19 protein-coding genes and 1 riboswitch are annotated in these 19,928 nt (G+C 48.6%); of the genes, 5 read left to right on the top strand and 14 right to left on the bottom strand.

The window, feature by feature from the left end; all coding sequences use genetic code 11:
* Positions 1 to 296 precede the first annotated feature (296 nt).
* From JNC77_RS02140 to JNC77_RS02120, 5 genes are all read right to left on the bottom strand, one after another.
* Positions 297 to 1,334 carry a sulfate/molybdate ABC transporter ATP-binding protein gene (locus tag JNC77_RS02140; RefSeq protein ID WP_374829063.1) on the bottom strand — a complete coding sequence of 346 codons (1,038 nt, stop codon included), beginning with the start codon at positions 1,332 to 1,334 and terminating at the stop codon, positions 297 to 299.
* 13 nt (positions 1,335 to 1,347) lie between these two features.
* The gene (gene cysW / locus JNC77_RS02135) at positions 1,348 to 2,226 is read right to left on the bottom strand and encodes a sulfate ABC transporter permease subunit CysW (protein ID WP_374829062.1); all 879 of its coding nucleotides are present in this window, start codon (positions 2,224 to 2,226) and stop codon (positions 1,348 to 1,350) included.
* Positions 2,210 to 3,073 carry a sulfate ABC transporter permease subunit CysT gene (gene cysT / locus JNC77_RS02130; protein ID WP_374829061.1) on the bottom strand — a complete coding sequence of 288 codons (864 nt, stop codon included), beginning with the start codon at positions 3,071 to 3,073 and terminating at the stop codon, positions 2,210 to 2,212. Before cysT ends, cysW begins: the two co-directional genes overlap by 17 nt.
* Positions 3,074 to 3,125: 52 nt before the next feature.
* A complete protein-coding gene (locus JNC77_RS02125; protein ID WP_374829060.1) occupies positions 3,126 to 4,154 on the bottom strand; it encodes a sulfate ABC transporter substrate-binding protein in 1,029 nt (342 codons plus the stop codon).
* A gap of 216 nt (positions 4,155 to 4,370) precedes the next feature.
* Entirely contained in the window at positions 4,371 to 4,766 is a 396-nt protein-coding gene (locus JNC77_RS02120) for a hypothetical protein (protein ID WP_374829059.1), read from the bottom strand.
* A gap of 244 nt (positions 4,767 to 5,010) precedes the next feature.
* Between JNC77_RS02120 and JNC77_RS02115 the strand changes: the two genes are divergently transcribed.
* Positions 5,011 to 5,397: an MliC family protein gene (locus JNC77_RS02115; protein WP_374829058.1), complete on the top strand. Its 387-nt coding sequence runs from the start codon at positions 5,011 to 5,013 to the stop codon at positions 5,395 to 5,397.
* A gap of 61 nt (positions 5,398 to 5,458) precedes the next feature.
* Here JNC77_RS02115 and JNC77_RS02110 read toward each other — a convergent pair whose 3' ends face one another.
* The 3 genes from JNC77_RS02110 to JNC77_RS02100 form a co-directional block, all read right to left on the bottom strand.
* The gene (locus JNC77_RS02110; protein WP_374829057.1) at positions 5,459 to 5,848 is read right to left on the bottom strand and encodes a DUF930 domain-containing protein; all 390 of its coding nucleotides are present in this window, start codon (positions 5,846 to 5,848) and stop codon (positions 5,459 to 5,461) included.
* Positions 5,849 to 6,013: 165 nt separating this feature from the next.
* Entirely contained in the window at positions 6,014 to 6,808 is a 795-nt protein-coding gene (locus JNC77_RS02105) for a GGDEF domain-containing protein (RefSeq protein ID WP_374829056.1), read from the bottom strand.
* Positions 6,809 to 7,424: 616 nt separating this feature from the next.
* On the bottom strand, positions 7,425 to 8,687 hold the full coding sequence (locus tag JNC77_RS02100; RefSeq protein ID WP_374829055.1) for a D-amino acid dehydrogenase: 1,263 nt from the start codon (positions 8,685 to 8,687) through the stop codon (positions 7,425 to 7,427).
* A gap of 233 nt (positions 8,688 to 8,920) precedes the next feature.
* Positions 8,921 to 9,007, bottom strand: a riboswitch (glycine riboswitch).
* Between the two features lie 137 nt (positions 9,008 to 9,144).
* Between JNC77_RS02100 and JNC77_RS02095 the strand changes: the two genes are divergently transcribed.
* The 3 genes from JNC77_RS02095 to ilvD all read left to right on the top strand — a co-directional run bounded on the left by JNC77_RS02095 (position 9,145) and on the right by ilvD (position 12,323).
* Complete coding sequence (locus JNC77_RS02095; protein ID WP_184222405.1) at positions 9,145 to 9,381, top strand: Lrp/AsnC ligand binding domain-containing protein; 237 nt, start codon at positions 9,145 to 9,147, stop codon at positions 9,379 to 9,381.
* Between the two features lie 169 nt (positions 9,382 to 9,550).
* Positions 9,551 to 9,913 carry a response regulator gene (locus JNC77_RS02090; RefSeq protein ID WP_374830431.1) on the top strand — a complete coding sequence of 121 codons (363 nt, stop codon included), beginning with the start codon at positions 9,551 to 9,553 and terminating at the stop codon, positions 9,911 to 9,913.
* A 574-nt stretch (positions 9,914 to 10,487) separates the two neighbouring features.
* Entirely contained in the window at positions 10,488 to 12,323 is a 1,836-nt protein-coding gene (gene ilvD / locus JNC77_RS02085; RefSeq protein WP_374829054.1) for a dihydroxy-acid dehydratase, read from the top strand.
* Between the two features lie 76 nt (positions 12,324 to 12,399).
* Here ilvD and JNC77_RS02080 read toward each other — a convergent pair whose 3' ends face one another.
* The 5 genes from JNC77_RS02080 to ccmA all read right to left on the bottom strand — a co-directional run bounded on the left by JNC77_RS02080 (position 12,400) and on the right by ccmA (position 15,478).
* Entirely contained in the window at positions 12,400 to 13,005 is a 606-nt protein-coding gene (locus JNC77_RS02080) for a DsbE family thiol:disulfide interchange protein (protein WP_374829053.1), read from the bottom strand.
* Positions 12,998 to 13,183, bottom strand: coding sequence for a heme exporter protein CcmD (gene ccmD, locus JNC77_RS02075; protein ID WP_374829052.1), 186 nt, complete (start codon positions 13,181 to 13,183; stop codon positions 12,998 to 13,000). Before ccmD ends, JNC77_RS02080 begins: the two co-directional genes overlap by 8 nt.
* A gap of 17 nt (positions 13,184 to 13,200) precedes the next feature.
* The gene (locus tag JNC77_RS02070; RefSeq protein WP_374829051.1) at positions 13,201 to 13,995 is read right to left on the bottom strand and encodes a heme ABC transporter permease; all 795 of its coding nucleotides are present in this window, start codon (positions 13,993 to 13,995) and stop codon (positions 13,201 to 13,203) included.
* Between the two features lie 197 nt (positions 13,996 to 14,192).
* Positions 14,193 to 14,858 (bottom strand): heme exporter protein CcmB, encoded by a 666-nt coding sequence (gene ccmB / locus JNC77_RS02065; protein WP_374829050.1) that lies wholly within the window; start codon positions 14,856 to 14,858, stop codon positions 14,193 to 14,195.
* A complete protein-coding gene (ccmA, locus tag JNC77_RS02060; RefSeq protein ID WP_374829049.1) occupies positions 14,858 to 15,478 on the bottom strand; it encodes a heme ABC exporter ATP-binding protein CcmA in 621 nt (206 codons plus the stop codon). Before ccmA ends, ccmB begins: the two co-directional genes overlap by 1 nt.
* 312 nt (positions 15,479 to 15,790) lie before the next feature.
* Between ccmA and acnA the strand changes: the two genes are divergently transcribed.
* Positions 15,791 to 18,478: an aconitate hydratase AcnA gene (acnA, locus tag JNC77_RS02055; RefSeq protein WP_374829048.1), complete on the top strand. Its 2,688-nt coding sequence runs from the start codon at positions 15,791 to 15,793 to the stop codon at positions 18,476 to 18,478.
* Positions 18,479 to 19,332: 854 nt separating this feature from the next.
* On the opposite strand, the gene JNC77_RS02050 is transcribed toward acnA, so the two are convergent.
* Positions 19,333 to 19,872 (bottom strand): GNAT family N-acetyltransferase, encoded by a 540-nt coding sequence (locus tag JNC77_RS02050; protein WP_374829047.1) that lies wholly within the window; start codon positions 19,870 to 19,872, stop codon positions 19,333 to 19,335.
* Between the last annotated feature and the right edge of the window lie 56 nt (positions 19,873 to 19,928).

The raw sequence follows: 19,928 nt of genomic DNA, 5'->3' as shown, positions 1-19,928 counted from the left end.
AGTTGAGAGAGTTACACGTCACAAGCGGTACCGATGCAGCTGCATGTCCGAAAACCAAAAGCATCCTTAATCAATACCAGACAGAGAATTGAAACCCCTCTTAATTGGAAGATAACGAAGTAAAACACGAATAGTTCCGTGTCTGCGAACAAGATTAGGCCAAATTGCGTCAGAGCTTATTGCTGTGACGCAATTTGGCCAATTCTCAATGCACTTTTCGTTCCGGTTTTTAATCTTGTGTTATAAAAAGCGCTTAAAATACAAATAATTCGAGCAAAGCTGCCCAAGAGCACGACTTAGCCTAAAAACAACGACCAATGATGCGGGCGGAATTTCAAACTTGCCCCTTCAGGCTCAGGCAAATTGGCCGGCACTTCAATTTCTACCGGTGCATTGCCTTCATCAATATTCAGCTCCACACGACGCCTGCTACCAGAACGGCGACTGCTTAAAATCACACCGTCAATGCCATCTTCATCAGCACCTACCAACACAACATCATGCGGTCGGAAATAAAGCAACCCTTGGCGCTCAGGAAAGCCGTCCGCCTTCAAACCGCTTGGAGCATTTTGAATAAAAATTTCACCATCCCTGACTTCGACAGTCAGATGATTGGATTCACCGACAAAACCATAAGTGAAAGGTGAATTCGGGTGATCATAAACCTCATCAGGTGTACCAACCTGTTCAATCTTGCCTTGGCTCATCACCACCACGCGATCGGCCAGTTCCAGCGCTTCATCCTGATCATGGGTGACAAAAACTGTCGTATGGCCGGTCTTTTCGTGAATTTCGCGCAGCCATTTGCGCAATTCTTTACGCACCTGCGCATCCAATGCACCGAATGGCTCATCCAGCAACAAGAGTTTTGGTTCAATCGCCATAGCGCGGGCAAGCGCTACCCGCTGACGCTGACCACCGGAAAGCTGCGACGGATAGCGATCTTCAAGCCCTTTCAGCTGGACAAAATCCAAAAGCTGCAAAGCACGGCGGCGAATTTCCGCATTTGTTTCACGCGACCCCCGCGGGCGCACTTTAAGACCAAAACCAATATTATCAGCCACAGTCATATGCCGGAACAGTGCATAATGCTGAAACACAAAGCCGACATTACGCTCCTGCACGGTTTTGGCAGAGGCATCTTCATCGCCAAAGAAAATGGCGCCTTCAGAGGGAGTTTCAAGCCCTGCAATCAGCCGCAACAAAGTGGTTTTCCCCGAGCCTGAAGGCCCAAGCAAAGCGATTAACTCGCCTGAATTGATATCCAATGAAACATTATGCAAAGCCGGAAACTGGCCAAACTGCTTCTTCACATCAACAACGCGAACATCCATTAAATACGACCCCTCAATGCCTGCCGCCATTGCTTGCAAGTTCTGCGCTATAGCGCATTTCCAAAAGCGCTTTCAGCGCCAGCGTTAAAAGCGCCAGCAAGGTCAGCAGCGATGCCACCGCAAAAGCGCCGACAAAATTATATTCATTATAGAGAATTTCCACATGCAGCGGCATGGTGTTGGTCAACCCGCGAATATGGCCGGAGACAACAGAAACTGCCCCGAACTCGCCCATTGCACGCGCATTGCACAGCAAAACACCGTAGAGCAGCCCCCATTTGATATTCGGTAAAGTCACATACCAGAAGGTCTGCCAGCCGCTGGCACCAAGCGACAAGGCCGCTTCTTCATCACCTGTGCCCTGTTCTTGCATCAAAGGTATCAACTCACGTGCAACAAAGGGGAAAGTGACAAACAAAGTTGCCAGTACGATACCGGGAACCGCAAAAAGAATGTCGATATTATAGGATTTCAGCCACGGCCCCAACAGACTTTGGCTGGAAAACAACAACACAAAAACCAGACCTGAAATCACCGGAGACACCGAAAAAGGCAGATCGATCAAAGTGGTCAAAAAAGCTTTGCCCTTGAACTCGAATTTAGCAATCGCCCATGCGCCAGCCACACCAAAAAACAGATTAACCGGCACGGAAATAGCCGCCACAAGCAAAGTCAGGCGGATGGCCGCAATTGCATCGGGCTCTATAAAAGCATCAAAATAATGCGTTACACCTTTGCGGAATGCTTCGATGAAGACCGTCAGTACCGGTAAAATCAGCACCAAGCTCAAGAACAACATTGCAATCGCAATCAGACTAAAGCGTACCCAGCCTTGTTCGCTCACCGCATGATCATCGGCAGGCAGAGTGCGCTGATCAATTTTGATAGCCATATTTCCTCCTGCTCCAGCTTTGCAAAAGATTGATGATAAACAACATCAAAAATGACAAGAACAGCATGATGGTGCCGATAGCTGCTGCGCCGCGATAATCAAACTCTTCCAGCTTGATAACGATCAGCAAAGGTGCAATTTCCGACACATAAGGCGTATTGCCGGCAATAAAAATCACCGATCCATATTCACCGACACCACGGGCGAAAGCGAGCGCGAAACCGGTCAGAATTGCTGGTTGCAACCCCGGCAGCAACACCCGCCAAATGGTTTGGAAACGACTGGCACCAAGAGTTGCCGCCGCTTCCTCAACCTCGCGGCTGATCTCTTCCATAATCGGCTGAACGGTGCGCACAATAAAAGGCAGACCGATGAAAACCAGCGCAATCACAATACCGGCTTTGGTGAAAGCCACCCGCGTGTTGAATTGCATCAAGATACTGCCGATCCAGCCATTGGGCGCATAAATAGCAGTCAATGCTATCCCTGCCACTGCTGTCGGCAATGCAAAGGGCAAATCAACAATTGCATCCACGAGACGTCGTCCCGGAAAGCGGTAACGCACCAAAACCCATGCCACCAACACGCCGAACACCACATTGATGAGCGCGGCCACAAAAGCCGTGCCAAAGCTTGTTTGCAGCGCATAAAGAGTGCGCTGATCCATAGCGATACGCCAAAACCCGGCCCACCCCAAGCCACTGGCATAAAGAACCAATACAGCCAGCGGAATGAGAATCAACAGGGTCAGATAGGTAACACTCAAACCAAATGTGAGCCTGAAACCAGGCAACACACTCGGTTGACGAAAGTTAAAACCACCCGGTCGCGTGAGCCCTGATGACATCAATCACACCCTTTGGTTTTGAGAGCAGTTATGTTCACGAAACCAAACAAGATCATCTGCCCGGCTTGTAAATCTGGTCAAAAGTACCGCCATCACCAAAATGATAAGGCTGTGCTTTTTTCCAACCACCGAAAATCGGATCGTCAATTGTCAGCAATTTCACATCCGGTAACGGCTTCAACTGACCTTCAGGTACCAGCTCCGGCAAAGACGGACGATAATAATGCTTGGAAGCTATCGCTTGACCCTCAGGTGAATACAGATACTGCAAGTAGCTTTCCGCTAATTTACGAGTACCCTTGCTATCCACATTTTTATCCACCACAGCAACTGGCGGTTCTGCCAGAATGGAAACCTCCGGCACAACAATATCAAAGGCATCGTCGCCAAATTCGGCCACCGACAAATAGGCTTCATTTTCCCATGCCAGCAGCACATCACCTAATTGGCGCTGCACGAAAGTGGTGGTCGAGCCGCGCGCTCCCGTATCCAATACCGGTACATGGCGGAAAAGTTCAGAGAGATAGCCTTTGATCTTCTCTTCATCGCCATTAAATTGCTGATGTGCCCATCCCCATGCAGCCAGATAATTCCAGCGCGCACCACCCGATGTTTTCGGGTTGGGCGTAATCACCTCGACACCGTCTTTGGTCAGATCTGCCCAGCTTGTAATATTTTTAGGATTGCCCTTACGGGTCAAAAACACGATTGTAGATGTATAGGGGGCTGAATTTTTCGGCAATTTTGTCCGCCAATCTTCAGCAATTTTGCCCGTTCGTTCAACAATAGCATCAATATCGCTTTGTAACGCCAGCGTTACCACATCGGCATCAATACCATCAATGACAGAACGCGCCTGTGCGCCCGATCCGCCATGCGATGTGCGGATTGTGATCGTTTCACCGGTTTCTGCTTTCCAATGTTTTGCAAATGCTGCGTTATAATCCTTATACAGCTCGCGCGTCGGATCATAAGACACATTCAGCAGCACTTGCTGTGCGGCCACTACCCCTGTTGCTGCTCCCATCGCAGCACTCGCCAGAAAAGCACCCGCCAACACTCTCACAAAAGTCTTGTTCATGCATGCCTCCATCTGGTTAACAATGTTCAGCCTAGCAAAATGTGAAGCAAAGAAAACTTATGAACACCACCTGAAATAGCGTGATCGCAGAAAATATAACCTCTACCCGCACTTCACGGAAAATAGATTTCCAAGACGCTTGCTCAACCTGCTTAATGTAGCAGGCCTGCTGCCCTGCATCTATACAAAAAAAACACCCCCCGTTTTTACACTGGCTTAAAAACCACGATTGCGCCGTGTCACAGCGAAGCCGCAAATATAGCGCACTTCATAATAAGGATCGACGATCATTGTAACGTCACGGCTCTCGCAACGCCGGTTGGATGAATTCAAATAAGCTTCGGCTGCATCACGCACCACCACCGGTGAAACCGGATCTATGCCACTTCCCAGCGCCAAACCTTTCACAAACCCACGGGATGCAGAAGGATCGATCGAAGGGCCAATCAGAATTTTCTTCTGTTCGCGATTTTCAACAATGCGATAGTTGCGGCCATCATCGGTTTTATAGTCGATGGCTGGTAAACCGGCATAGTTTTTCTGCGTATAATCAACGCCTGCACAACCGGAAACCAGAACTAACACAAGGCTAAAACCTGCTAATTTCGACATTTTTTCTCTGTATTTAAAAATGATACCAGACAGAATAATCGTTTATGACCTTACCCACGTTACTGCCATTCAACAGCTATGCATCATAAAAGATCACTTTTTCGTGTGCTCTTTTAACGCTTATTCGCGGCATAAAAAAGTCAGAGCCTGCAGTCGCTCATGCAGATTATTATTTATGTTTTCATCTTTCCTAATTCATGCCATCAATCTATCATAAAATAAGATGGTTATGAACGGAGTTTAGATGATGAAATCAATTGCCTTGTTGACGATGGGCGCCGGCCTGATCTTACAAGCTGGTGTCACAATGGCACAACCTGCCGGCGGCGATACGATCCAAAAAGTTGACTATTATTGTGAACGCAACATCGTCATTCCCGTCACCTATATCAACACAGCCGCAGGAACATCTTTTGCAGTTCTCAATGTTGACGGCAAGCAAGTTTCCATGACCAATGCACCAAGCGGAAGCGGCGCGCTTTATATAGCAATCGACGAACAGGACAGCTATCGCTGGCATGAAAAAGCCGGCGAAGCCGTGCTATCATTCCTTGAAGCAGACCATACCGCTGAAGAACAAATTCTGCTGAAAGAATGCCGTGCCGATGATATGAGCGAAGACGAAAATTAATCCATCACCTCCAAATGAAAAAGCCGCCTGAAATATGCATTCCAGGCGGCTTTTTTAATTTTCATGGCACCAGATAATGGGCGTCCCATTGATCATGAGGGACGATGTCACCCAATTTATATTTGAACGACAAAATCGTCATCCGATCAGTATCGGTTTCACAAGTGTAAGAGAGACGGTACCATTGATTACGACTGCGCAAAGCAGCCCCTTTCGCCACAATGGATTGCGGCTTAATGCTGGGTTCAGCAAAAGCATAGGCCAGCACTTTATCAGGGCTGAAGCCGGGTTCTGAACGACCAACCGCCTCCATTGCTTCCACATCACAGCGTTGCTCAAGGCGTGTCGCAGGATCCAGTTTTTTTAACTGGGCAATTTCCAGCGCTGTCATGGCATTTGCCGGCATTGCAAAAAACACAGTGCCAACAATTATAAATTCATGCAGTTTCATCAGGCTCTTTTCAGTCAAAATCCGTAAAATATATTAATGATCCGGCCTGTCAGAAGAACGGAAAAGGAGCGAATAGGCATTAAAAGCAATTTAATGCCCATAGTGCAAGACATTGCAAAATGAATTTAATGCTTGCAAACAGGAAAGCGCAAATTAAGGCTTTTTTTAAGCAGAATAGTTAAAAGGAACTTTCGCATCTTCAGCATAAGTTCTATTGCGACCGCCATTTTTGGCCTTATATAAATTCTTGTCGGCACGTTCGATCACCGCCCAGATATCTTCATGATGATACAATTTAGCAATACCGAAACTACAGGTCAGAATATGCGTATCCTCAAGCCCATCGAAGAAAGTCTCTTCGATTTCATTGCGTAATCTTTCAATCAAAATATAAGCTTGCTCGACGCTTTTTTGATGCAAAATCAGCACAAATTCCTCACCACCCAGACGAATAGCCAAATCGCGCGTACCTATGGAGCCTGACAGAATAGATGCGAATTGCTTGAGTACTTTGTCACCGGTTGCATGACCGTAAGTGTCATTAATATTTTTAAAATGATCAATATCGCACATAATGATGCTATCGGCGCGGATACGTTTTTCTTCCGAAATTGCGCTCAAACGATTCATCAAGCCACGACGGTTCAAAAGACCCGTCAACACATCCGTATCGCGGTCACGGGTCAAAAGCGCGATAACCTCCATCCCGACCGAGAGAATGATAATTACACCGAATACCAGCCCCAGAATGGCCGACCAAAAGGAGGTCATATCCCAATAAGAACTATCTAAATATGCATCCACCTGCATAACCTTATGAACGGTATCATCCGTCATTAATACTTTCGGGAAGAAATGCAGCCCCACCAAAAGCAAGCAACCAAGCAAGATACGGTCTGCGTTGGTGCCCCACACCAGTTTGCGCAACCGGAAAACCGAAATCAAAAAGAATGCAGCCATACCAAAATTAACCAAGTAAATTCTCGCAAATAAATTGTTATCAAAATAATAAAAATAGATAATTCCGCAGATTATTATCATAAGTATCAAAACATAAACGAAAAGATTAATCGTTTTTCCAGAGCGGTAAAGCACGCCGCCCGTCATAAGCTGACTTCCCAAAATATAACAGAAAGCGCTTGTGACAGAAGTCCCGCCTTTAAACGGGATAATTTCAACCGTTTGAATGCAGGCAGCAAGAGAAATTAAAAGGAAACCTGCGGCACAAATCAGAAGATATTTACGCTCACGCGAATAGAACCAGACGCTGCATAAAAAGAGTGAAACAAGCAATAAAACTGCAGGCAATGCAAATTTCATAACGTAGTTCGCCCTCCCCATTAGCGGCTCTGCCTTTCAAACAGCTGCGAGCTTATTATTGAAATCGGCAGAGATGAAACAGGCCGGAAAAACTGTTATATTTAAATATTCCCTGCGCTTTCTCTCTTCTAAAGTCATAAGAGAAAGCACAGAAATTATATCTCAACGCGTCTGGTTTGTAACCAGTTTATTTCTTATCTTAAAAGATAATCCTTATCTCAAGATAATACCGTAATATTATGAAATATTGCTGGCGTTATGCGGCTTGCTTTTCTTTTTCGCCTGCCGGAAATGCTCCACAAATTTGCTGTGTAATCATTTCAGCAGTAACGGCCGACAAAGTCCAACCCAGATGTCCGTGACCGGTATTATAGAAAACACGCGGCTTGCTGCCCGCACCGACGCGGGGCATCATATCCGGCATCATCGGACGCAATCCCGCCCACGGCACCACGCTGGATGTGCTCATTTCAGGGAAGAAGCTGCGGCTCCATTCCACCAATGGCCGAATGCGATCATGACGGATATCGCGATTATCACCGTTATATTCGGCCGTACCTGCCACGCGCAAGCGTGTCAGCCCCAAACGGCTGGTGACGATTTTTGCATCATCATCAAGCAGGCTCACCCAAGGTGCCGCCTGCTGGCAATGTTCAGTATCGAGATTAATGGTGATTGAATAACCTTTAACCGGATAAATATTGACCCGATCACCCAGCATCGAGGCAAAACGACGGCTGCCAATGCCCGCACAGATTACAACCGCATCAAATTGGGCTTTTTGCAGATCAGATTTTTCAGGGCAGGAATTGCTGCGCCAGCTGATTTCAATACCATTGCCGGTATGAGACAGGTTCTCAACATCGGCATCACCAATAAATTTCAGACCTTTGCGCATTGCCGCATCTGCAAGGCCGCGCGTAAATTTATGAATATCACCGGTCGCATCGGACGGGGTGAAAAAGCCGCCATATAAAGAGCCAGTCAGTGCCGGTTCGATTTGCTTTGCTTCTTCCGGAGAGACCGCTCTGCGATCAAGGCCGGCCTGAGTCAGCAATTGATTGACCTTTTCCGCATGGCGATAACCTGCTTCGTTCCGGTAAACATGGAGGATACCGCGTTTTTCCAGATCAAAATTGATGTTTTCTTCTTCGGCGATACGGTAAAGATGCTGACGCGCTTCAATTGCAAGCTTCGCCGTTGCAACGGTATTGCTCTGATATTTCGGAATATTGAGCATAAATTCCGTCAACCATGAATATTTATGCCATGAAGGTTTAGGGCTCATCAATAAAGGCGCATCTTTGCGCAAAATCCATTTGATACCTTTAAGAACTGTGCCCCAATTGTTCCAAACTTCCGCATTGGATGCAGAAAGCTGACCGCCATTGGCAAAAGATGTTTCCATGGCGGCATAACGGTTACGATCAAAAACCGTCACCTCATGCCCTTGTTTCAAAAGTGCATAAGCCGTCGTAATACCGGTAATACCGGCGCCAATAATTGCGATATGTGACATGTTAATCCCACAAACAGATGTTCCACCCGATCCTCTGAACCTGTAAAAGCCAGAAGACATGAAACCCCATCTGTCATGGAACCTGAGAGTTTGGCCTTTCCACGTGGCCGGATGTTAATTCATCCGTGCTCAGCGTTTCTGCCCTGATTTGACAACAAGGCGAAAAGACTTTCTCCTTCGGTGGGCTTAGCGGTTTTCAACCCTCGAAACCTTCAGCCGCTCTCCAGATGCTCTTTAACTAATTGGTCCTTTTGCCTGAGAGTTTCCGGGGTGGTTGCTCCGTCGGCGTCGGGTTTCCCGATCTCTTCCAGATAGTCATAATCGAGCGGGCTATGTATAAACTAATCTTTTAACGATAACAAGCAACATCAATAAAGGCTGAAATAACATTGTAATCCGATGACTTTACAGTAAAAGATGGGATTACCTCTCAACCGCCAACGAACGGAGCCCCAATATGAAACCCGTTTTTTTACAACTGCAATGCACCCCAGGCAAGACCTATCAGGTTGCAGAAGAACTGTTTCGCCGTGAAATAGCTTCCGAGCTTTATTCTACCAGCGGCGAGTTCGACCTGCTGATCAAAATCTACATCAAAGAAGAAGATGATATCGGTAAGTTTATCAATGATAATGTGCTCAATATTCCGGATATTGTCAGATCTTTGACAACACTGACATTTACCGCTTTTTAAATAACTTGTTCATAATATTATTATATTGTAATATTATTGCATCTTAATAAAAAATACACCTAAACTGCCTTTAAATGCACAAATTGACAGTCGTTAAATGCTTTTAAAGGCATATTATACAGCCTACGTCGGAAAAGGATTAACCGGTTTTCAATCAGGCAGGCTAAATATGCCAGTTACGCTTCAGGACTTGAACATTCTTATTGTTGAAGATGAGTTGATAACCGCCATGGATGTTGCGGCAACTGTGGAAGAAGCGCATGGCACAGTCTTGGGGCCTTGCAGTTCGGTGCAACATGCGCTGGATATTATTGAACACCACACTATCCATGCGGCGATATTAGACATGAATTTAAGTGACGGCAATGTTACGCCGGTACTGGAAAGACTTCTTGGCCACGGTATCTTTGTCATCATTTATAGCAGTGCCAGCCTGCCAAAAGAAATGACCAAGCGGCATCCAAGCCTTTCTTTCTTTCAAAAACCAATGCCACATGCCGTTTTGACTCGCGCTTTGATGAATGCTTTTTAAATTCCTGTCGCCAAAAGGCCAGTTGAACATACTACACAAAGCTTTAAAGTGAGTGTCGCTGCTGAGATGTGTCAGACCACTTTAAATTTTAAATTTTATATGGTAACAATATTTAGTCAGCGCATATTTGAAGCGCGACATCTTTCTCTTCCGATGACCGCATAAGCCCGCATCCTTCCTATGCATTGACTTATCCTTGGTCACACCACCGGATCAGAAAGTTGCATGCACAGCATGACCACTTCTGGAATGACTGCAATTTTAGTTTAAACATCTGGTCACACCAGAGCCTTTTTCGGACATGTCCGTTTTAAGGCCAAATGAAGCACCCCATACTAAACTTGCTTCATTTAGTCATGATTGTGAACATTAACGAACCTCTCGCTGGGGCAATTTGTCCTTTGCCCCTTGCGGGCGGTTCTGTAATAAAAATAACAAGATTATTGCACTCTTTTTACCCCGTGCTCTTGCAGTCGGGGGTGAAGAATTGCAATAAGCACCTTATATTATAACCAATGTCGCATTATTTTTGAAATAATATGACAATTTAACTTGAATTCGTGAAGGACTTAGAATGCCTCCTTATCGTTCGCGCACTACCACCCACGGCCGTAATATGGCTGGTGCTCGCGGCCTTTGGCGCGCCACCGGCATGAAAGATGAGGATTTCGGCAAGCCAATTATCGCAGTGGTCAACTCCTTTACCCAGTTCGTGCCCGGTCACGTCCATTTGAAAGATATGGGACAGCTCGTGGCACGCGAGATTGAACGCGCCGGTGGTGTGGCTAAAGAATTCAACACCATTGCGGTTGATGACGGTATCGCCATGGGGCACGACGGCATGCTTTATTCGCTGCCATCACGTGAAATCATCGCGGACTCGGTTGAATATATGGTCAATGCCCATTGCGCCGATGCAATGGTGTGCATTTCCAATTGTGACAAGATCACCCCCGGCATGCTGATGGCCTCCTTGCGCCTCAATATCCCTGTTGTTTTCGTTTCCGGCGGCCCGATGGAAGCGGGTAAAGTTGTCTGGGATGACGTCGAAAAAAGCCTCGATCTGGTTGACGCCATGGTGGCCGCGGCTGACGACAGTTACACCGACGAACAAGTTGCCACTATCGAGCGTTCCGCTTGCCCGACCTGCGGCTCCTGCTCCGGTATGTTTACCGCCAATTCGATGAACTGCCTGACTGAAGCACTTGGCCTCTCGCTGCCGGGCAATGGCTCCACGCTTGCAACACACGCTGACCGTGAACGTCTGTTTCTTGAAGCTGGCCGTCTCGTGGTTGATCTGGCACGCCGCTATTATGAACAGGATGACCATTCCGTTCTGCCGCGCCAGATTGCCAATTTTGAAGCCTTCAAAAACGCCATGACCCTTGATGTGGCGATGGGTGGCTCGACCAACACCGTCCTGCACTTGCTGGCAGCCGCGCACGAAGCAGAGCTTGATTTCAATATGAGCCATATTGACCAGCTTTCGCGCCATGTGCCGGTCTTGTGTAAAGTTGCGCCTGCTGTGCCTGATGTCCACATGGAAGACGTGCATCGCGCCGGTGGCATCATGGGCATTTTGGGCGAATTGGATCGCGCTGGCCTTCTCAACACCTCGGTTGGTTCCGTCCATGCCAAATCTTTGAAAGATGCGCTTGATAAATGGGACATCAAACGCACCAATGACGAACGCGTGCATGATTTCTTCCGTGCAGCACCAGGCGGCGTACCGACACAGGTGGCCTTCAGCCAGTCGCGCCGCTTTGACAGCGTTGACAGCGACCGCGACAAGGGCGTGATCCGCAACAAAGCCCACGCCTTCTCACAAGATGGTGGCTTGGCTGTGCTTTACGGTAACTTGGCAGAAGACGGTTGCATTGTTAAAACTGCCGGTGTTGACGACAGCATTTTGACTTTCTCCGGCCCTGCCCGCATTTTTGAAAGTCAGGACAGTGCAGTTCTTGGCATTCTCAATGGCAAGATCAAAGAAGGCGACATCGTCCTCATCCGTTATGAAGGCCCGCGTGGTGGTCCGGGTATGCAGGAAATGCTCTATCCAACCAGCTATCTGAAGTCGAAAGGTCTGGGCAAGGCTTGTGCGCTCGTTACTGACGGTCGCTTCTCAGGTGGCTCTTCCGGTCTTTCTATCGGTCACGTTTCACCGGAAGCGGCTGAAGGCGGCACCATTGGTCTGGTGGAAGAAGGCGATATCATCAATATCGACATTCCAAACCGTATCATCCATCTGGATGTGGCCGATGCCATTTTGGCAGAACGTCGCGCAGCGATGGAAGCAAAAGGCTGGAAACCGGTTGAGCAACGCAAACGTAAAGTCAGTGCGGCGCTGCGTGCCTATGCTGCCATGACCACAAGTGCCGCTAAAGGTGCTGTGCGTGTTGTTCCTGAATAACAACAAGCCGATATAATCAAAAAAAGCGCAGTCCGTTTTGGCACTGCGCTTTTTTTATAAGTAAAAATAAAAAATTTTAAGAGGCTGCGTATTTATCAACCAATGGCAGGATTTCTTCCACCACTGCTTTTGGCGTCACCGGCCCGACATGCTTATAGAGAATAGCGCCATCAGGACCGATCAGAAATGTTTCCGGAACGCCATAAACGCCCCAGTTAATGGTTGAACGTCCGGCCTGATCTGTTCCGACAGCCACATAAGGGTTGCCCAGATCACCCAAAAAGCGGCGGGCATTTTCCGGCTGGTCTTTATAGTTCAATCCGACGATCTTGATGCGCTTGTCTTTAGCCAGCTCCATGAACACCGGATGCTCCTGACGGCATGGTGCACACCATGATGCCCAAACATTGAGTAATGTCAGCTGACCTTTGAAATCGGCACTGGTTATGCCTGCCAGTTGCACACCATCGCGTGTCAGACCTTCCAAAGGCGGCAGTTCGGTGTCCGGTGCCTGTTTCCCGATCAAAGCAGACGGAATGGTGGACGCATCTTTGCCGGACAATAATTGATAGGCAAACACGCCCGCCAGACTTGCAAAGATGATCAGTGGCAACAAAGCCATAATGACGCGCTTGGAGCTGACAGACTGCGCTTGCGTTTCAGGCTGTTTCTGCTCAGTCATTGCTATTTCCTGCGCCATTTTCTTGCGTGCGACGCGAACGGCGGCGCACACCTTGCGCTTCCAGACGCTGCAATTCACTGCGCTGTGCGCGCTGATCCAACAAAATCCATGTAATCATGCCGGTCAGAACCAAAGCGGAGATCACATAAGATGCAACAACATAAGTGATATGAGTCATTGTTTTATGTCTCCTTTTCACACATCTGCGACTTGTGGCGCAGCTGGCGATCTTGCAGGTCTTGCATCGGCATGACGTGCCGCCATTTTGCGCATGGCAGCCACACGGCGGCGCCAGATTTCATTACGCATCGCCATCAAATGCAGCGTGAAAAACAACATGGTAAAACCGGCAGCCATCACCAGCAAAGGATAAAGCATCGACGGATCAATGGTCGAGCCGCCCATGCGGATGACTGATGCCGGCTGATGGAGCGTATTCCACCAATCAACCGAGAATTTGATAATCGGAATATTGATAAAGCCGATCAGAATGAGCACAGCCGCAGCACGCGCTGATTTTGACGGATCATCAATGGCGCGGCTTAAAGCAATCACGCCGAGATACATCAAAAACAGCACAAATACAGAGGTCAGGCGTGCATCCCACACCCACCAAGTGCCCCACATCGGCTTGCCCCATAAGGAGCCGGTCAAAAGCGCAAGCGCTGTGAATGCCGCACCAATCGGAGCGGCTGCACGGGCAGATACATCAGCCAGCGGATGACGCCACACAAGTGTGCCCAGCGCCGACATCGCCATCACAGTATAACACATCATCGAGAGCCATGCGAAAGGCACGTGGATATACATAATCCAAACGGTAATACCCTGCTGATAATCTTCAGGTGAAAAGTAGACCATGTAAAGGCCGACAATCAGCAACACAGCAGAAATGACAGCCATCCAAGGCAGCAATAAGCCCGCCAGCCACAAAAACCGTGTCGGATTAGCCAGATCAATCCAGCGGGAAAGAAAGAATTTATTGCTCATTAAACCTACATAGCCTCGCCGGTCAAACTTTCAACACCTGCATGCAAATGCGCCATACTGACCGCCTTAGGTGTTTGTTACATGCTCCGTTGCTCATATACGTGCAGTATACTGCTGTCGGGCACACGAAAATCACCATTTTCGCCGCAGCCTGTCGCTTTTTAGTCAGACACCTTCAATTTATCCGGTATATTTCATTAATCAGTTGCATTTTTGAGCGCGGACGCTGCCGCTATAGGGCCGATGACAGCAAAAAATAGCGTAATTGCGATCAGGATCAGGAAAGGTGCCAGAAATGGTGAGCCTTCAACCGTTGCGCCATAAGAAGCTGAAACTCCGAAAATAAGCACAGGGATAGTTAAAGGCAACACAATCACCGATACAAGTAGCCCCCCGCGCGGAAGTGCCACTGCCAAGGCCGCACCAACTGCGCCGACAAAGGTGATCGCCGGCGTACCGACCAGCAAGGTCAAAGCCGTTGCACCGATTGATATTTCATCCATATTCATAAAAAGCCCAAGCAGTGGACTTGCCACCACCAGCGGCAACACACTGCCTGTCCAATGTGCCAGACTTTTGGTAAACACAATCAGCGGCAGCATATGGGTATTGGATGCCATGATCATCAGATCAATCGAGCCATCCTCCCGATCCACCTGAAACAAACGGTCAAGTCCGAGCAAAACCGCAAGCAATGCACCGATCCACAACATGGCAGGGCCGATGCGCGCCAGCAGATTAAGATCAGGACCGACGCCAAAAGGCATCACCGCAATGACAGCCAGAAAAAATAGAATTCCGATCAAAGCCCCGCCGCCTGCGCGCAGGCTCAAGCGAATATCACGGATAAAGAGTGCGAGCATTAATCCGCGCTTTCCGTTTGATAAGCACCAAGATCAATTCTTTGTGCACCTTCAAGGCCAAGCGGAATATGGGTTGCGGCAATAATCATGCCGCCCTCGGCCAAATGTGTTTTCATCAAATTGGCAAAGCGTTTTTCCGAAGCCTCGTCAAGGCCGGCGGTCGGCTCATCCACCACCCAGATCGGGCGGTAGCTGACCAAAAGCTTGGCAATGGAAACACGGCGCTTTTGCCCTGTCGACAAATATCCAAACGGCAAATGATCAATGCCGATCAGACCAACCTGCTCCAGTGCATCGTCAATTCCAATATGTGGATTACCATTGAATGTGCGCCAATATTGCAAATTCTCACGCACTGTCAGGCTAGGCTTCATCGCATTTTGATGGCCGAGATAATGCAATGAGGATTGTAGATCCAACAACCCGTCGCTGCTTTCCAAGCGGATAAAGCCACGTACCGGCTCCAACAGACCACAAATGATTCGCAGCAATGTGGATTTGCCGGAACCGTTTTCGCCGGTAATCACCAAAGCGTTACCTTGCTCCAGACTGAAAAATAGGCCGCTAAAAACATGCTGACCGCCGCGTTCCGCGGCTAAATCCGTCACAACAACCCGCATTTCACCTCCGAAAACCCTGCATCTGCGATTACAAACCGATTAAATATAGTGCATCGCAACATTTCGCCGCAACCAGCCAATATTCTCAATATCTATCTAGAATCGTTTTAAAAAACTCTCTATATAGCAGCTACCATGCCAGCGGTCGGTGTGGAAACGAATTTTGGCCGATCTCAAAAGCTTGATGCTAAAACAGCACAGGTCGGGACGGACAGCGGAAATGACTGCACCCGCACCTTGAGCAGCGTCCTTGAAACGCAAGCCTTGGCGTTCGTCCTGGTTTTCCGGCCAGTAGCATGAAGGACGAACATCGTGTCGCAAATCGACAGTTTTAAATGCCGCAAAACCTTGCAAGCAGGGGGCAAGGACTATGTCTATTACAGCCTGACCGAAGCTGAAAAGAACGGACTGACTGGAATTTCCAAGCTGCCTTTCTCCATGAAAGTCTTGCTTGAAAACCTCCTTCGTTTTGAAGACGGCCGCTCTGTCAAAAAAACAGACATTGAAAATGTTGCCAAATGGCTGACCGACCGCGGTACCGCAGGTGCCGAAATTGCATATCGTCCAGCCCGCGTTTTGATGCAGGATTTTACCGGCGTTCCGGCCGTTGTTGATCTGGCTGCAATGCGCGATGCAATGGTTTCGCTCGGCGGCGACCCTGAAAAAATCAACCCGCTCGTGCCGGTTGACCTCGTAATTGACCACTCCGTCATCGTTGACGAATTCGGCAATGCAAACGCTTTCAAACGCAACGTTGATCTGGAATATGAACGCAACGGCGAACGCTACCGCTTCCTCAAATGGGGTCAGCAGGCATTCCAGAACTTCCGCGTTGTGCCTCCTGGCACCGGTATCTGCCATCAGGTCAACCTTGAATATCTGGCGCAGACCGTATGGACCAAAGAAGAAGACGGCGTCACCGTTGCTTATCCTGATACATGCGTTGGTACCGACAGTCACACCACCATGGTCAATGGCCTCGGCGTGCTGGGCTGGGGTGTTGGCGGTATTGAAGCTGAAGCTGCCATGCTCGGCCAGCCTGTTTCCATGCTGTTGCCGGAAGTTATCGGCTTCAAGCTGACCGGTAAGGTTAAAGAAGGCGTCACCGCAACTGACTTGGTGCTGACCGTTACGCAGATGCTGCGTAAAAAAGGCGTTGTCGGTAAGTTCGTTGAATTCTTCGGCCCTGGTCTCGACAATATGACCCTCGCCGATCGCGCCACCATTGCCAATATGGGCCCTGAATATGGTGCGACCTGTGGTTTCTTCCCTGTGGACAAAGAAACCCTCAACTATATGAACACCACCGGCCGTACAGAAGAACGTATGGCACTGGTTGAAGCTTATTCGCGCGCACAAGGCATGTGGCGTGAAGCAGGTTCGGAAGATCCTGTATTCACCGACATTCTCGAGCTGGACATGAGCGATGTTGTGCCTTCTATGGCTGGACCAAAACGCCCTGAAGGCCGTATTCCGCTTGAAGGTATTGCCTCCGGCTTTGCCACGGCATTGGAAACAGAATACAAAAAAACAACCGGTCAGGATGCACGCTACGCTGTAGAAGGTGAAGATTATGATCTCGGTCATGGTGATGTTGCTATTGCTGCAATTACCTCCTGCACCAACACATCCAACCCAAGTGTTCTTATTGCTGCCGGTCTTCTCGCACGCAATGCAGTCGCCAAAGGCTTGAAAACCAAGCCTTGGGTTAAAACCTCGCTGGCTCCGGGTTCTCAGGTTGTTGCAGCCTATCTCGAAAGCGCCGGCCTGCAAAAAGACCTCGACGCATTGGGCTTCAACCTTGTCGGCTTTGGTTGCACCACCTGTATCGGTAACTCCGGTCCACTGCCTGCTGCCATTTCCAAGACCATCAATGAAAAGGGTCTGATTGCGGCGGCTGTTCTCTCCGGTAACCGTAACTTTGAAGGTCGCGTATCACCGGACGTACAGGCAAACTATCTGGCTTCCCCGCCATTGGTTGTGGCCCACGCGCTGGCCGGTACTGTCACCAAAGACCTCACATCTGAGCCTTTGGGCGAAGACCAGAACGGCAATCCGGTTTATCTTCGTGATATCTGGCCTTCATCGGCCGAGATTCAGGAATTCATCGCCAAGAACGTAACCCGCAAAATCTTCTCTGAAAAATATGCGGACGTATTTAAAGGCGACGAAAACTGGCAGGCCGTTCAGGTGCCGGATGGCCAGACCTATGCCTGGGATGACAAGTCCACTTATGTGCAGAACCCGCCATATTTTGTCGGCATGGGCAAATCTGCCGGCAAGATCAATGATGTTAAGGGCGCACGTGTTCTCGGTCTCTTCGGCGACAAGATCACCACCGACCACATCTCCCCTGCCGGTTCGATCAAGGCACAGTCGCCTGCCGGTAAATATCTGCTCGATAACGGCGTGGCTGTTGCAGACTTCAACCAGTACGGTACACGTCGTGGTAATCACGAAGTGATGATGCGCGGTACATTTGCCAATATCCGTATCCGCAACCACATGCTGGGTGAAAACGGCCGTGAAGGCGGTTACACCATCCACTACCCATCCAAGGAAGAAACTTCAATTTATGATGCAGCAATGCAGTATAAAGATGAAGGCGTTCCATTGGTTGTGTTTGCCGGTGTGGAATATGGTAACGGATCATCGCGTGACTGGGCTGCAAAGGGCACCAATCTGCTCGGCGTCAAAGCCGTGATTGCGCAGTCTTTTGAACGTATTCACCGCTCCAACCTCGTTGGTATGGGTATCGTACCATTCGTGTTTGAAGACGGCACCAGCTGGCAGTCCCTCGGCATCAAAGGTGACGAAATGGTCACCATTGAAGGTCTGGAAAATGTACGTCCGCGTCAGGTTATCAACTCCACCATCACCTTTGCTGATGGCAGCGTGAAGCAAGTTCCACTGATCTGCCGCATCGATACACTTGATGAAATCGACTACATGAAGAACGGCGGCATTTTGCAGACGGTCTTACGTGATCTGGCTTCTTAATCTGTAAGCCGGATATAAAATCACAAATGCCGCCGGAGCGATCCGGCGGCATTTTTTATGCCGCGCAAAAGCGAATCAGAGAGCCTCTCACCACGCACAGATCACGTTATTAAGCACTTCCTGAACTAAGCTTAATTTCATTGAAAATTATGTCAGCGCTTTCTGATGCAATCAGCAGATCAAGTAAAGCAACGGGATTCCAAACAGCGCCAAATAAAGCTATATATAGAGGCACATAATCATTCAGACCGAAGTCCAATTAAGCGTAAAAATTTGTCTTTTATTAAAAAGTTTTTTCAAATGACGGAGCTATATAATGTCAATCTCAAGAGCAGGCATGCTTATTTATTACATCATACTCGCAAAACTGGCGGGTTAGAGCACCACAGCAGCAATGCACTTTATGAGCAGAGATATATGTGCGCTTTCAATGAGAACGCATTGCGGCCGTCTCTGCACACGAAAAAATAATCGCTCGTAAATGCATGCTGCGTTTTGCGTGAAGCGCTTTTGCAATACCCTTATCTTAAACCGAAGGAGGTGAAGCGACATCTTTGCACTATGCTGTGCTTGACGATGAGCGGCTCTAACCGGCGCAGAAACGCTGTGTTAGTAAGCATAAATAAACGCGTGGAGCTCACTCCGCGCGTGTGGCAGCACCATGTACTGCCACCACTTATCACGACGCTGTCGGCTTTTTATCAAAAGCGACAGGTCGCTATTGGTGTTGCATCTAAAGCATGTCTCCCAAAAGTGGGCACCGGTTTTAGGATAAAGACATGCGTAAAAACAAAACGCTAGAGCGAGCACGGTGGATACGATTAAGTGCGATACGCTCTAGAATACTTAAAAAATCAGGCAAAAGGCGGCTTGTTTGCTGGCACTTTATCACCTTCATTCAGTTCAAACTGCATCAACAAAGTATCAAGCCAACGTTCATGTTTGAAGCCGGAACCTTTAATGCGGCCACACTCGATAAAGCCCAAACTTTCATGCAAACGTACCGAGCCGAAATTGCCCTCGGCATCACCAATCACCGACACCATCTGGCGGAAACCCAAAGCAGTGCATTGCTTGATCAACTCGCTTAAAAGCAATTTGCCAATGCCCTGCCCGCGCGCCTCTTCAGCAATGTAAATTGAATCTTCCACCATCCAGCGATAAGCAGGCCGCGTGCGGAAATAGCTGCCATAGGCATAGCCCAGCACCTGATCGCCTTCCACCGCCACAATCAGCGGAAAGCCTTGTGCAATCAGCATGGTCAGTCGGCCGCGCATATCCGTCATCGTCGGCGGCTCGGTTTCATAGCTACCAGTGCCTTTTTCTACTGCATCTGAATAAATAGCATAGACATCGGCGAAATCCGAAAACTGAAACTTGCGAAGACTAACCATGATTTATTCCTGTATCCTCCCGGCATCACATGTCGGGAACGCGTAGCTGCATAAAA

It is taken from the genome of Paenochrobactrum pullorum, from assembly GCF_041929845.1.
Classification (GTDB): Bacteria; Pseudomonadota; Alphaproteobacteria; order Rhizobiales; family Rhizobiaceae; genus Paenochrobactrum; species Paenochrobactrum pullorum.
The sequence above is the reverse complement of the archived record's forward strand: the minus strand, read 5'-3'. Positions and strand labels throughout refer to the sequence as shown.